Source organism: Vibrio sp. TMPB1044 (assembly GCF_030442075.1).
GTDB classification, from domain to species: Bacteria; Pseudomonadota; Gammaproteobacteria; order Enterobacterales; family Vibrionaceae; genus Vibrio; species Vibrio satsumensis.
On record NZ_JAUJED010000006.1, the window covers coordinates 53,379 to 67,134 of the forward strand.

Annotated in this window: 13 protein-coding genes; 6 read left to right on the forward strand and 7 right to left on the reverse strand. The window is 43.1% G+C overall.

Annotation, left to right across the window (positions count from 1 at the left end):
* Positions 1 to 83 precede the first annotated feature (83 nt).
* From QQ041_RS03115 to QQ041_RS03125, 3 genes are all read right to left on the reverse strand, one after another.
* Positions 84 to 1,598, reverse strand: a complete 1,515-nt coding sequence (locus QQ041_RS03115) for a sodium:solute symporter family protein (protein ID WP_285953101.1) — start codon at positions 1,596 to 1,598, stop codon at positions 84 to 86.
* A 205-nt stretch (positions 1,599 to 1,803) separates the two neighbouring features.
* Positions 1,804 to 2,196 (reverse strand): RidA family protein, encoded by a 393-nt coding sequence (locus QQ041_RS03120; protein WP_285953102.1) that lies wholly within the window; start codon positions 2,194 to 2,196, stop codon positions 1,804 to 1,806.
* 121 nt (positions 2,197 to 2,317) lie between these two features.
* Positions 2,318 to 3,751: an amidohydrolase family protein gene (locus tag QQ041_RS03125; RefSeq protein ID WP_285953103.1), complete on the reverse strand. Its 1,434-nt coding sequence runs from the start codon at positions 3,749 to 3,751 to the stop codon at positions 2,318 to 2,320.
* A 176-nt stretch (positions 3,752 to 3,927) separates the two neighbouring features.
* Between QQ041_RS03125 and QQ041_RS03130 the strand changes: the two genes are divergently transcribed.
* Together QQ041_RS03130 and QQ041_RS03135 are read left to right on the forward strand one after the other, a co-directional pair.
* Positions 3,928 to 5,202: an amino acid deaminase gene (locus QQ041_RS03130; protein WP_285953104.1), complete on the forward strand. Its 1,275-nt coding sequence runs from the start codon at positions 3,928 to 3,930 to the stop codon at positions 5,200 to 5,202.
* 192 nt (positions 5,203 to 5,394) lie between these two features.
* The gene (locus QQ041_RS03135; RefSeq protein ID WP_017062019.1) at positions 5,395 to 6,258 is read left to right on the forward strand and encodes a MurR/RpiR family transcriptional regulator; all 864 of its coding nucleotides are present in this window, start codon (positions 5,395 to 5,397) and stop codon (positions 6,256 to 6,258) included.
* Between the two features lie 125 nt (positions 6,259 to 6,383).
* On the opposite strand, the gene QQ041_RS03140 is transcribed toward QQ041_RS03135, so the two are convergent.
* Both QQ041_RS03140 and QQ041_RS03145 read right to left on the reverse strand, forming a co-directional pair.
* A complete protein-coding gene (locus QQ041_RS03140) occupies positions 6,384 to 6,926 on the reverse strand; it encodes an AAA family ATPase (protein WP_285953105.1) in 543 nt (180 codons plus the stop codon).
* A gap of 53 nt (positions 6,927 to 6,979) precedes the next feature.
* Positions 6,980 to 7,519: a hydrolase gene (locus QQ041_RS03145; RefSeq protein WP_285953106.1), complete on the reverse strand. Its 540-nt coding sequence runs from the start codon at positions 7,517 to 7,519 to the stop codon at positions 6,980 to 6,982.
* 189 nt (positions 7,520 to 7,708) lie between these two features.
* Here QQ041_RS03145 and QQ041_RS03150 point away from each other — a divergent pair, with 189 nt between their 5' ends.
* Both QQ041_RS03150 and QQ041_RS03155 read left to right on the forward strand, forming a co-directional pair.
* Positions 7,709 to 8,281 carry a porin family protein gene (locus QQ041_RS03150; RefSeq protein WP_285953107.1) on the forward strand — a complete coding sequence of 191 codons (573 nt, stop codon included), beginning with the start codon at positions 7,709 to 7,711 and terminating at the stop codon, positions 8,279 to 8,281.
* A 226-nt stretch (positions 8,282 to 8,507) separates the two neighbouring features.
* Positions 8,508 to 10,130: a phosphoethanolamine transferase gene (locus QQ041_RS03155; protein ID WP_285953108.1), complete on the forward strand. Its 1,623-nt coding sequence runs from the start codon at positions 8,508 to 8,510 to the stop codon at positions 10,128 to 10,130.
* A 50-nt stretch (positions 10,131 to 10,180) separates the two neighbouring features.
* On the opposite strand, the gene QQ041_RS03160 is transcribed toward QQ041_RS03155, so the two are convergent.
* The gene (locus QQ041_RS03160) at positions 10,181 to 11,512 is read right to left on the reverse strand and encodes an IS4 family transposase (RefSeq protein WP_285953121.1); all 1,332 of its coding nucleotides are present in this window, start codon (positions 11,510 to 11,512) and stop codon (positions 10,181 to 10,183) included.
* A gap of 469 nt (positions 11,513 to 11,981) precedes the next feature.
* Between QQ041_RS03160 and QQ041_RS03165 the strand changes: the two genes are divergently transcribed.
* Together QQ041_RS03165 and QQ041_RS03170 are read left to right on the forward strand one after the other, a co-directional pair.
* Positions 11,982 to 12,812 (forward strand): winged helix-turn-helix domain-containing protein, encoded by an 831-nt coding sequence (locus QQ041_RS03165; RefSeq protein WP_285953109.1) that lies wholly within the window; start codon positions 11,982 to 11,984, stop codon positions 12,810 to 12,812.
* A complete protein-coding gene (locus QQ041_RS03170) occupies positions 12,799 to 13,290 on the forward strand; it encodes a hypothetical protein (protein WP_285953110.1) in 492 nt (163 codons plus the stop codon). The genes QQ041_RS03165 and QQ041_RS03170 overlap by 14 nt, the downstream gene beginning before the upstream one ends.
* A 53-nt stretch (positions 13,291 to 13,343) precedes the next feature.
* Here QQ041_RS03170 and QQ041_RS03175 read toward each other — a convergent pair whose 3' ends face one another.
* Entirely contained in the window at positions 13,344 to 13,721 is a 378-nt protein-coding gene (locus tag QQ041_RS03175; protein ID WP_285953111.1) for a hypothetical protein, read from the reverse strand.
* Positions 13,722 to 13,756 lie beyond the last annotated feature (35 nt).

Genomic DNA, 13,756 nt, shown 5'->3' on the forward strand with positions numbered 1-13,756 from the left:
TAAAAATAGAGGTAATTAACTTTAGAAAAGGCCCTACCGCTAAGCAGGGCCTGAATTAAGCAAACCAGTTGTGGAGACTAGGTTTAGCTTGTTTGATTTGCAGGACGTTGTGGTGCCGCTTCTTCTTCAAGTACACCTGATTCAGACATTTCCATCTCCATAAGAGCACGCTCATCATCAAGAATCGCTTTTGCCATTTCTGGTGTTACTTGGTTAGCCGGAGTACATAGGCTCACTGCCACACCGGCTGCTAGAGCAAACAAACATGAAGGAATCACAGGGTTGCCCCAGAATGCTGTGTAGTCAGCGTTTAGCATTACTACGAATGAAGCCACAGAAGCACCCGCTAGCGTCGCAAGAGCACCTTGCCAGTTGTAGCGTTTCCAGAATTTACCCAACATACCGCACACAAACATGCCCGACATTACCGTTGAAATCATCTTAGTAATGTAGCCAATGATGTCGTTTGACGTAAGGGCGAACAGCAATGCAAAACCAATGACCACAACCAGAGCTAAGCGAGAGTAGTTCAGCATCGACTCTTTATTTGGTACACGGCCCGTGAACATCACGTAAACATCACGCAGTAGGATAGACACGCCCGCAATCGCATCAGAGCTTGCACTCGACATCGTTGCAGAAAGACCGGCGATAAGAACAATCATGCCAACGCCAACCGGAAGCACCGTTGCAGCTACGTAAGGGAATGAGTAGTTCGGGTTATCCAATGATGGGTCGATTGCGTGCGCAGCCATACCAATGATTGCAGGGATGATTGAGAAGAATAGGTACAACACACCCGATGCCACAAATGAGCGACGAATGGTTTTAACGTCTTTGCCTGAATAGATACGTTGGCGGAATGAAGGAGTTGCAAGTACACCCACACCGATAACCACAGCCAGAGACACAGCAGGCAGAAGACCCAGTTTATCGATTGCTAAAAAGCTCGTAGCAGCAGGGTCCATGGCAGCATAAAGGTTATCCATGCCACCGATGTGATCCACAGACATTACCGCCATCAAGATGAAGCCAGCAAAAAGGATGATAGCTTGGATAGTATCGGTCCACACAACCGCTGTGTAACCACCGATCACTACGTAGATAGTGAATGCCGCAGCAATAATGATTTTCGCAAGGTTGAGATCGATGTCTGCAATCCACGCTAAGTACATGCCGCCACCTAGAATGTGTGCGCCTAACCAACCAATTGAAGCAACAAAGATCAGTACACCTACAACGTTTTTCACGATGCGGTTAGCGCCAACATAGTAAGCCAGCTCTTCACTCATGGTCATGAAGTTCAGTTTACGAACCGGAGCAAACCAAAGTGCAAGTAATAGGATGCCTATCGCACCACCAATGCCGTACAGAGCACCTGCCCAGCCATTTGCGTAGCCGAAGCCAACCGCACCCATACTTGAACCCGTACCAACCATCGTCGCTACTGTTGTACCAAGTACTAAGAACATAGGTAGGCCACGGCCACCTAATAAGAAATCTTCGCCAGATTTTTGATTACGCGAGACAAACCAGCCTAACCAAATTAAAAAACATACGTACACGCCGAAGCCTGTAAGAAAAAGTGTGCTGTTCATTTGACACCTCTCAGTGAAATATTAAGCTCATTCCTGAACTTTATTTATGATTCATTCATTTTATATTTCATATAATTACTTTATTTGTTTTGTATATTCTAATTAAAGTAATTTTTATAAATGTAGGGTGAGAGTATTAAAAGATAATAACAGGGATGACTACCCTCTAATACTCTCTAATTAGGTTATTGTGATTAGGTTATAATTAAACGCGATCCGCGCGGTAGCAAGTCACATCTACTTCAACTTTCACATCTACGACTAGATCACAGACCATGCAAATACGAGCCGGTGGGTTAGCACCGAAGAACTCTTTGAATACCTTATTAAAAGATTGGAAGTAACGAGAATCCGTTAGCACAACCTTTACGTGCATTACGTCTTCTAGGCCGTAGCCCGCTTCAGTCATGATCTCGACACAGTTTTGGATCGCTAGGCGAGACTGGTCAACAATGCCACCCTCAACCACTTCACCATCTGTCATCGGTGTCTGGCCAGAAACGTATAGGAAACCACCTGCTTCAGTTGCACGTGCAAATGGTAAATGTTGTCCGCCTGTACCTGTACCGCCTTCAACACCGTAACGTTTAATAGTCATTTTTTAACTCCACTTATTTATAGATAACATTGGCTTTATAGATAAAACAGTTTCTATTCCAATATATTTAAATTAATTCTCCGTTTTTATAATTACCTGAATTTAATAAATAATTTAAATTCTAGTTTCGATAAATAAAAACACCTGAACGATTATTTTTTACTTTTCCTTGCTGGTAAGTTAACTCACCATTTACAAATACGCTTTCTATTCCCTCAGCAACTGAAATAGGATTTTCAAATGTTGCTGTGTCTTTAATATTCTTTGGATCAAATAAAACTAAATCAGCAAAGGCACCACAGCGAACTTCGCCTCGGCCAGCTAAGTTGTAACGCTGAGCCGACATTCCAGTCATCTTGTGAATCGCTTCTGGCAACGAGAACAGTTTTTCATCTCGGCAGTAGTGACCTAGAACTTTCGGGAAGGTGCCCCACAATCTTGGGTGTGGATGCGGGTCATTAGGTAAACCGTCTGAACCAACCATGGTCAGTTTATATTTCAATACGCGCTTTACGTCGTTCTCATCCATGCAGTGGTAAACCGCACCCGCTGGTTGAAGCGCTTTTGCTGCGTCCATCAGGGGTAGGTTCATTTCACCAGCAATCTGCTTCAGCGTTTTGCCTGCATGTTCTGGTTTTGATTCAGACCAAGTGATGAAGATGTCGAAATCGTCGGTCACTTGTTTCAAATCTAATGTCGAAGAGCTCGCAGAGTATGGGTAGCAGTCGCAAGACACATCTTGGTGCTCAGAAACCTTGTCCATTAAGTCGAGTACTTCAACGGTTCTACCCCAGTTACCCGCACCTGCACATTTAAGGTGGGAGATAACAACAGGCACTTTCGCGTATTGTCCTGTCTCAAACGCTTCTTCCATCGCGCTTAAGATCTCTTCAAATTCGGTACGCATATGCGTGGTATAGATGCCGCCATGGCTAGACAGCACTTTCGCTAACTGCATCACTTCGTTGGCGTTCGCTTGTTTAGCACTTGCGTAAGCCAGGCCAGAGCTCAAACCTAATGCGCCTTGCTCCATTGCTAAATCAAGGTTGGTTTGCATCTCTGCAATTTCTTCTTCGCTTGCAGTGCGTTGCAGATCGTCCATCACTTGGTTACGCAATGTGGTGTGACCCACTAACGCTGCTACGTTTACTGCGGGTTGAGCTTGCTCTACCGCTTGCGCATACGCCGCAAAGGTTGGGTATTTAAAATCAGCCTGTGCGCCTAAAAGGTTCATAGGATCAGGCGGGTCGCCAGCCAAAACCGTTGGCGATGCACTGATACCGCAGTTGCCAACAATCACGGTTGTGACACCTTGGCTGATCTTAGGTAGGCAGTCTGGGTAACGAATTACGTTGGTATCGTCATGTGTATGTACATCGATAAATCCAGGAGCCAATGCTAAGCCTGCTCCCTCAACCAATTGGCCACAATCTTCGTGATCGATCTGACCAATTTCGGCGATTTTTCCATCGCGGATTGCTACATCGGCACAAAACGATTGTTCGCCGGTGCCGTCAAACACCTCTACATTTTTGATTATCGTATCGAACAACATTTTTCACTCTCTCAATCCACTGCGTTGATGGAGCTATATTAAGAATCCAGCCGATTATTTTCAGTGACAAAACACACATAATATTTTAATTTGTGTGATAGTTTCTATCACAAAACAAACGAAAGATAGATTTAAACATTAAATAACAACCACTTAAATCATGTTAGGAATCAGCAATGAAACATAACCCTGCACAAAAAGATGTTATAAAGTATCAAGAAGATTGTTTCGTCTTGACTGAAAGAGGCCAAAAAGGGAGAGCAATATCACAAACTGAGAACGGCGTTTATCGACTGGTTGATGAAGATATTTCGCTTCCGGTAGCAATTATCAAACAATCAGCGTTGACCAATAACCTAAATTGGATGCAATCATTCGCCGATCACCATCAGGTTAAATTGTCGCCACATGGTAAAACATCAATGACCCCTGCATTTTTCCGCCAACAACTAGAAAATGGCGCTTGGGGTATTACAGTAGCGACGCCTGCACAGGCAGAAGTTGCCGCTATGGCGGGTGCAAAACGAATCATCATGGCCAACCAATTGGTGGGTAAAACCAACATGGCGATCGTTGAACAACTTATTCGTGAATTCAACGTCGACTTTTACTGCTGTGTCGATTCACCAGTGAACGTGCAACAACTGAGTCAACACTTCGCTAATACCGAGCAAACACTAAAGGTTCTGATCGAGTTTGGAGTACCAGGAGGGCGCTGTGGTTGTCGTTCACCTCAAGAAGTTCTTGAACTGGCTCAAGTTATCCAGGATACACCTACCCTTTCACTCGCGGGAATTGAGGTGTACGAAGGTGTTATTCATGGAGATAATGCAGAGCAAGATATTCGTACCTTCCTAAATCAAGCTCTAACCTCTGTAGAAAGCCTCGCATCAGATGGCCTAATTACAGGGCAACCTATAATCACTGGCGCGGGTTCTGCTTGGTATGATGTGGTTGCAGAGTGTTTGGCGAATTTAACCGATTCTTTGGCAATCATTCGTCCGGGTTGTTACGCCATTCACGATACTGGGATCTACCTAGATGCCCAAAGCAAGGTGTTGCAACGAGCTCAAGCCAATCAAGGCTATGCGTGTGAATTGGGTGGTGATTTAGAGTCGGCACTTGAAGTGTGGGCATATGTTATCTCTCGCCCAGAGCCGACCAAGTTAGTGATTGGATTAGGTAAGCGTGATGTTGCCTTCGATGCCGGTTTACCAATTGCAGAGCGCGGCTATCGTAACGGCGAAGCTATCTCAGTAAAAGGGCTCACTGCTACCGCGGTAATGGATCAGCATACCTTTGTTGAAACAGACGGTTCTTCTGAGATTGAAGTCGGTGACATGATTGCTTTCTCAACCTCACACCCGTGCTTGACGTTCGATAAGTGGCGTTACATTGCTATCAGCGATGACGACTATCAGGTAACAAACTGGGTAGAGACCTGCTTCTAGCTCGATTTTTCAATAAGCTAGAATCAGCGAAACATTCAGATATACTTACGGGGCTAAGGCTGAGTTTTATATAGGTTAGTGCTAAATGGCTTAATGCCAAATAGCCTAGTTCTAAATAGCTTGGTTCTTACGAGCTAGGTTCTTAAAAACTAAGCCATAACGGTTAGCCCCATCAACAAAGGATCAGGATTCTTGAGTTTAGAAGTAGATATCATTTCACAGATAACAGAGCGTTTTCCCGCTCTTCGTGATGCAGAGAAGAAAGTGGCTAAGCTAATCATGGACGACATTGATTTTGCTGCCAATGCCAGCATCACAGAGCTTGCTGAAAGTGCTCAAGTGAGTGAAGCCACCATTACGCGTTTTGCTAAGGCTATCGGCTGCAGCAACGTACGTGATATGAAGATAAAGCTTGCTCAAACACTGACAGTCGGCCAGCGTTTTATTCTCGAACCTGTTGACCAAACGGGTTATCAAGGTATCTACGAATCGATCAAGCAGAGCCTAGACATCAACCGCACCTTGTTCAAAGAGCAAGACGTTGAAACCGCTGTCAGCTGGCTGCATAACGCGAGACAAATCATTGCTATCGGCATGGGTGGTGGCTCGACCATCGCTTCTCAAGAGCTGCAACATCGACTGTTCCGACTGGGCTACCCAGTGGTCTCTTACAACGATGGATTGATGTCACGTATGGTAGCCGCAACAGCCGATGCCAATGACGTGATGGTGATGATCTCAGCGACAGGCTTTACGCCAGTGATCACTGAAACTGCCGAATTAGCCAAGCAGTACGGACTTAAGATCATCGCAATTACCCCACAAGATACACCGCTGGCAAAGATTGCCGATATCTTGTTACCCATCAAGCACATGGAAACAGACTTCATCTACAAACCGTCGGCGTCTCGCTACGCCATGTTGGCGTTGGTGGATGTGCTTTCTATGGGAATCGCAGTCAACCATAAGAACCGTTCGCGCGACAAGCTGCGTCGCTTGAAAGTTGCGCTCGATTCTTATCGCGGTGGAGGCGACCGACAACCTCTAGGTGATTAAACGTTACCGAAACCAAGCTTCTCGCCGCTAGTACACCACAAACTAAATCTGAATAAAAAGCCCCGTAGTATCCACTCCATCGAGTCGATACTACGGGGCTTTCTTAGTTGTGGTTTTTCTGGGAGTTACTCTCCAGAGTCAATTGAAGCTAAGACAAACTCAACTCGCTCCTCAACAGATAATTTAGGTACTTCCACCAGCTGATAACCAAACTGAGTATAGGCCGACATCATGTTTTCGTAGGTGGCGACTGCTTCGCCGAAGTCTTGTTTACGTTCTTGATCATTGATGAAAATCGAATCCCAAGGCGGAAAAATAAATACCTTAGTATTGTATTCGAGTTCATTACAGCTATTCAGCAAAGATTGAGGAATAGGCAGCGTTTCTAACAAGCTGTAACCGTATGAGTCCACGATGCTTCTATCAAAGAAAACAGGCTGCTCACTCGATTCGAACGCTTGATAATTGGCTAATTCTTCTCGCACCATTTCATCGCGAAATGCTACTTTATCTAACCATGGCAAGGCACTTCCTTGCTGCTCGACTTGGTTTTGAATCACTTTACGCCCGACTTCTGGTGCGCAGCGATAGCCCAGACTTTTCAAAGCATCGATGACCGAGGTTTTGCCCGCTCCCGGCCCACCAGTAAATACAATTAGGTTATTCAAATGAACCTCTTCAAAGGGGGAAAATAACGAATCGGACCTTAACGAAACCCAAGCTAACGAATCAAGGACAGAATGGACTTAAATTCTGGTGCGCGGCAATCTTTCACTAGCTCGTATAAGCTCATTTCTAATCCCGTAATCTGGACACCAGCGTCCCGCAATCGGCTGATAGCCAATTTCTTATTCAATGCTGTTCGTGAACTAATGCAGTCACTAACGACCTGAACCTTATACCCAAGTTCCAACAAGCCCATTGCGGTTTGATAAACACAAATATGAGTCTCAATGCCACACACCAACCATGTATCGACATCCTTAGCTTGCACTGCCTCAACAAACTTGGGCTCGTTACATGCGTTGAACGTGAATTTCGGTATCGGCTTAGCATCGCTCAGCAGGTCATTCAGCTCGTCGACCGTAGCACCTAACTTCTCTGGGTTCTGCTCCAAGCTAACAATTGGCAGCCCCAAAACCTGCGCGCCCTTAATCAGCTTCCGGCAGTTAGAAATAAGTGTCTCACTCTCATCAACAAGGCGTGCGAGCTTGCCCTGAACGTCCACAACCACCAAGCCTGTATTTTGTCTCATTAGCATGTGTATTCCTTGTTTTGGCAGCCTAACTTACTAAGCAATCTGATGGGTATGTTTTCTACTATGTAACGATTTAGCTTACAAAGCCATACAGTAATACGTATAAGACTACGGAATAATGCTCACCAACGGTCGAAAGGCCGAAAACAAAAATAATTGATACTGCATGACATTAAAGAGTGAGTAAGAACAATGAACAACTTCGCGAAATCAGCATTAGCACTGGGCTTAATCGGCGCGGTTTCTCTTCCAGCATTAGCAGCAGGCACTGACGGCGGTGCGTACATCGGTGGTGGCCTTGGTGTGTACCAAGATTCTGATACAGACGGTCAAGGCAACCTAGACTCAGACGGCATGGGTTACAACCTATATGGTGGCTACCAGTTCAATCGTATTGTTGGTGTTGAACTTGGCTACAACGATTACGCTGACTACAAAAAAGGTGCAGAAAAAATGTCTCCGACGTCTGTTTCTGTATCTGCAAACCTAGGTTACACGTTCGACAACACAATTCGTCCGTTCGTATTGGCTGGTCTTAGCTCTGTTGACCTAAACGCAAATAAGAGTGCTGGTTACGCTGATGACAGCGGTACAGGTTTCCACTTTGGTCTGGGTGTTGAATACACGCCAATCGAAAACCTAACACTTCGCCTAATTTCACAAGCTGATGCTGTGAGCGTAGAAAACTACTACGGTCCATTCAAAACCGAAGATAAGACACTGGCATTCAGCAGTGTTAGCCTAGGTGGTTCTTACAACTTCTAATGTAGCGAGCCTACGTAGAACACCCTAACGTAAATAATTCACTTTGCTGTTCCACCTTGTCATGAAGGTCACTCAGTAAAGTGAATTTTTTGTTTCTACACACCTATCGCGTCATTTCACTTTAGTCGGTTTATCGCCGCCTATCTGAGCTTTATGCGTTGATATTAGAGCTTTCTTGGTAGCCAGACTAAAATAAAGGGATAAGAGACGCAGGAAAATAAGACCTATGAATCTACCAAGCTTAAACATGTCGATAAACAAGCTGCCTTTTGTGTTGGCCGTGTATTACCTGCTTGTCATCAATATCCCTCTCTCCCTAGAACTATTTAGTATTGTTCAGGCATCAAAGTCTGAAAGTGTCGTGTTTCTTATATCCATCCCGATCTTCTTCCTTGCTGCCTTCAATTTTATCTTCCAAGTCTTCAACTGGCCGATATTCTCCAAGCCATTTTTTATCTTCCTACTCATCACCTCAACCCTCGTCAGCTACAGCATGTTCAATTACGGCATCTATGTAGACTATGGGATGATAGAAAACGTATTCGAGACTAATAGTGGCGAAGCAGCAAGCTATATAAGTACCCACTCCATCTTATGGTTATTCGCTATGGGGATTATCCCGTCACTGATGTTACTGTTTACTAAGCTTAAGCGAGAGTCATGGAAAGATTTCTTTGTCTGGAAGTCGATTGGATTGCTCTCTTCATTGATTGTTATCGCGAGTATTGCTGGGCTGTTTTACAAAGATTACGTCTCGATGGGTCGTAATAACTCGCATATCAAAAAGATGATCATCCCAACCGAATACGTGGCATCCGCAGTCAAATACATCAATAACACCTACATCAAAGAGCCTATCCCTTATCAAGAGTTAGGGTTAGATGCGAAGCAAACAGCGCAAGCCAAAGCGGCAACCAAACCGACCTTACTGGTGTTTGTGCTTGGCGAAACCGCTCGAGTGTATAACTACCAGTATTATGGCTATGAGAGAGAAACCAATGCTCATACCAAACCTTACAACCCGATATTTTTCTCCGATGTTCAGTCGTGCGGAACCGCCACCGCCGTTTCTGTACCGTGTATGTTCTCTAACATGAACCGCAGTAACTACGACCGCGACAAGGCTTACAACCAAGACAACGTGGTCGACATTATGAACCGTGCAGGCATTCACTCTATCTGGCGAGAACACGATGGTGGAGACAAGGCGGTCGCACATAGAATCAAAGAGATGACTCTCGTTGCCAAAGACAGTGACCCTTTGTGTAATAACGATGTGTGCTACGATACAGCGATGCTAGAGAACTTCGAACAAGATACTCAAGATCTTAAGCAAGACAGCATCATTTTCTATCATATTTCGGGTTCTCACGGCCCAACGTACTTTGAACGTTACCCTGACGATCATAAGAAGTTCACACCAGACTGCGCTCGCGCCGACATTGAAAACTGCACCAAAGAAGAAGTGGTTAATACCTACGACAACACCATCTTGTACACGGATTTCTTTCTCTCACAAGCGATACAAAAGCTTGAGAAACTGACCGACAAATACAACGTGGCGTTGATGTACGTGTCCGATCATGGCGAGTCATTAGGAGAAAATGGCGTCTATTTACATGGCATGCCTTATTCGCTAGCACCAAAAGAACAAACCCACGTGCCTATGATCATGTGGATGTCGGATGGCTTTGCTGCTGAGAAAGGCATCAGTGACACCTGCTTGCGTAAAGCAGGAAATGAGCAGAGCTTTTCTCACGATAACCTATTCGACTCCTTGCTTGGCTTGATGGACGTGCAAACCAAAGAATACCGAGCGAGCCAAGACATCTTCGCACAGTGTCGTTAGTTCTCTTCAAATGCTGATTTTAAAGGGGCTCATTGCATGAGTAATGCCAGTCAGTTAAGCTGACTGGCATTTTTTCTGTTCGTTGCATATTTCTTGGGTTTTAGTTTCACCCAACGAGGATAACTTCTATCTTCTCTTCGAGGTGGTAGGATGAACATGGATATTTGTTGTAGTAGTACTTCATAGTGTTTCGGTAGTTTCCCTGGACTAGTTAAAGGTAAAGCTGCAAAGTATTGAGTCACAGCCATGGCACTACTCGTAAAGCTTAATTGATTTGGCCAGACGCTATCTAACTTACTCGCAGCCTTTGTCATAACTTGCCTTATAAGGTTATAAGCTAGCAAAATACCCCAGAGCTCCTGTTTGACCATATCTGGCCGTTTACTTCGTAATGTATACTCGCTATCAAGCAATGTTTGCTTCATTTCCCGATAGCCTAATTCTATTTCCCAACGATAGCGATAGAGCTCTACGATGTCTTCACCAGGAAAGCGCAACCCATCACGCATTGATGTAAGTACCTGATATTTATTTCCTTTGATAATTTTCGACACTAACCTTGCTTCTATTATCTCAAGGAGGTCACTGAACTTCTTTCTTGCCTGAGGTGTCGTTTTTATAGCAACGATAGCGTCACTCTGGCTGTATTTATGAACGACTTCATACTGGAAGTCTTTTCTCACAGGGAGCATCCAATGCCTTTCTTGGCCCACTTTATTCCAGCGATTAAGTAACCCTGGAGAGTAATATCCTTTGTCAAAAATAGTCAGTGAATGATCGGGGGTTTGTTCAATGAGTTCTTCTGCAAGGCGCATTTCGTTGGTTCGATAGTCAGAGAATGCACTATCGATTATCTGATGGCTCGTAAGCTCCATCAGACAAACCATACGTACCTTAGGGTAAATATTCTCAGATGAGTTATTACGTTGCGCTTTAAATTCTTGATGATTTTCAGGTGTATCTGTCGCTCTCCAAACTACACCATCAACAGATAGAAGGTTGAGTCCACACCAAGTTTCGAAGCTAGAAGATTGATAGCTATGCGCTGCCATCTTCTTAAAGACTTGCTTAACACCTTCTTCGCCCAATCTCTGTCTCGCTTGAACAACAGCGCTTGGGGCAACAAAACGTTGTTTATCTGGCAGGATAATGTCGAGTTGATTAGCTATATCCCAAACAGATTGTTGTCGAAAAAGACTCATTCCTACAACGGACCAAAGTACAGCCTCTAAAGGTAAACGCCTTCTTCTCACCGTTGCTACTCCCGCTTGTTCGAAGCCTTGCTGAATCAGGTCTGGGCTAAGAATGTCAGAATATCTATCAAAGTGATGAAAGGTGTTACATGATCGAAAAGTATTCGCAAGTTGGCATTCTAAAGACATAAAAAAATCCGATATTAGTTTCCTAATATCGGATTTTGAAGCCTTTTGAGGATCGGTCAAATGATCTCACAAATTTCTTAACTGATCGGCATTACTCATTGTATGAGCCCCTTTTTACTTTCTATCTAATCTAAAACTGTCGTTTTACTCACACCAGTCTTACAGGGAGCTGTGGGGAAATTTAAATAGTATCCAGTAAAGTCACGATTGAAATGACATAGAAAGCGACTCAAAACCTTTGACTCAATCTATAAAGGGCAAGGTGATCAATTATACTTATTAGGTTAACAACAGCTCAATTTGAGGTATAGTTGCCGATTGAAGAACATTTGATATCTAGTTTAATGTTTATTAATACTTGCATGTTTAACGAATCAGCTAGAAACGCTCCGTATTCGTCACTTGACCTCCTTACAGAATATCACCAAGAAGCAAGTTTCTTTCACTATATCACTGAAGGAAACACAAAATGACGAGAGCCTTTAAAGTCAAGCAATTCGTTTTAATCGAGGACTCTCTGTTTATTCTCGACTCAAAAACCAATCAACAGTTGCGAATAGGTACACATGATTTATTAACTCTCAAAGAGTTGTGCTTTCATGCAGGAAAGATCGTTTCTAAAGAATCGCTATTGGAAAAAGGATGGCCGGGAAAAATCGTTTCTGATAGTTCACTAACCCAATCGATTCGTAACATACGAACGTTGTTAGGCGACAACGGCAAAGAACAAAAATGGTTAAAAACCGTCCCAAAAATCGGCTACGTACTAGACGAATCTATTGTTCACAAGATGAGTAATGAAAGCCTTTCTGTTGATAGCTACATAGAACCACTTCAAAAAGAGGCTAAATTAAAAAAAGAAATACAAAAAACAAACATACCTCGACTTAAGCGGTGGCTAAACTGTACAAATAACCTCAGTTGTGGGTTTAAACTAACAATACTGAGCTTACTTTTAGTGTCGACTGCTATTTTGTCATATAAGGTTTACAAGCTGATATTAATCAAACAAAAAACAACTAAATATCCAAAAATAAGCTTTGCACAAGGGACAACAACAATCTATTCGGACAATACAGAATTTGCTTTAGAAGCAGGTAAAGAAATTGATTGTTGGCTAGATAAAAATAAAATTAAGCCACAAAGAATTGATGTCTTACTATTAAAAGAGAACCTCTCTTTTGCTATCGTAGATCAGCACGGTAAGATCACCAATAAATTAATTTTATTAGAAAAAGGCTTTGAAAATAAGCAAGTCGTAAAACTATTAGTCGATGAGGTAAGTCATGCTTTCAATTAGTTTATTCCTTGTCGCTTTCCTCAATATTTTACTCTTTATTATCTACGGTTTCAGTGACACTCCTGGCGTTGCTTATGATATAGATTACCGAGTCGAAGATGTTGCAAGCGACTACTGCGGCCGTAGTAAGTCACAAATATACTTCGATGATAACAAATTCGAAATAAAGTCAGTCGTTGAAGAAATTACTCCAAATAACGAAAAATTGTATTTCGAAACAAAAAAAAAAGGAACGTATTTATCGCTCAGTGAAAATGTTTATAGTATGAGTTTCACTGAACATACCTCTAATTTTATTGGAAACAAACGCCTACCTGAGACACCTATCATAAACAGTTTTTATAGCGCAGAACGGTATCTCCCCAACCGAAACTTGATTGAAATAAAACACCGAAGTGAAAACTACCTTATTTTAATAAGTTTTATTAATGGTGGCCAGATTCTTGCTCTGGAGCGACACTCAGATACTTCACAATAATGACATCCATGTACAGGCTAAACAATTCCCCCACAATAACGTTTAATGAACGTTTATATATTTATGCAATGCACCGCTTTGTTAAATAGCGTCAGTTTGTCGGCCAACTGCCTTTCTACACTCGCGGCATTGACCTCCCACTCTGATACCATAATAAGTTTATCTTTAGTGGTGTTCATAAATACCTGCTCATCAGACATCAGTAATTCAACTAGTTTTGATGCTTTGAGAGCCAAGACACGTCGATCACGTAAAGGTATTTCTACGAACGCTTGAATACTCTTTTCATTCAGTGAAATAAAAATCTCCTCTCCATCGACCAACTCAATAGCAATAGGTTGATTACCCTCGATTCTTGATAACATGTTCGCGGGTACTCCTAGGTTTTCGACCAAGGTTTTGAATACTATCTCTCGCAATTTTTTCAACATTAACTCCTGTGAACTTACAATATTTGAACTTGATG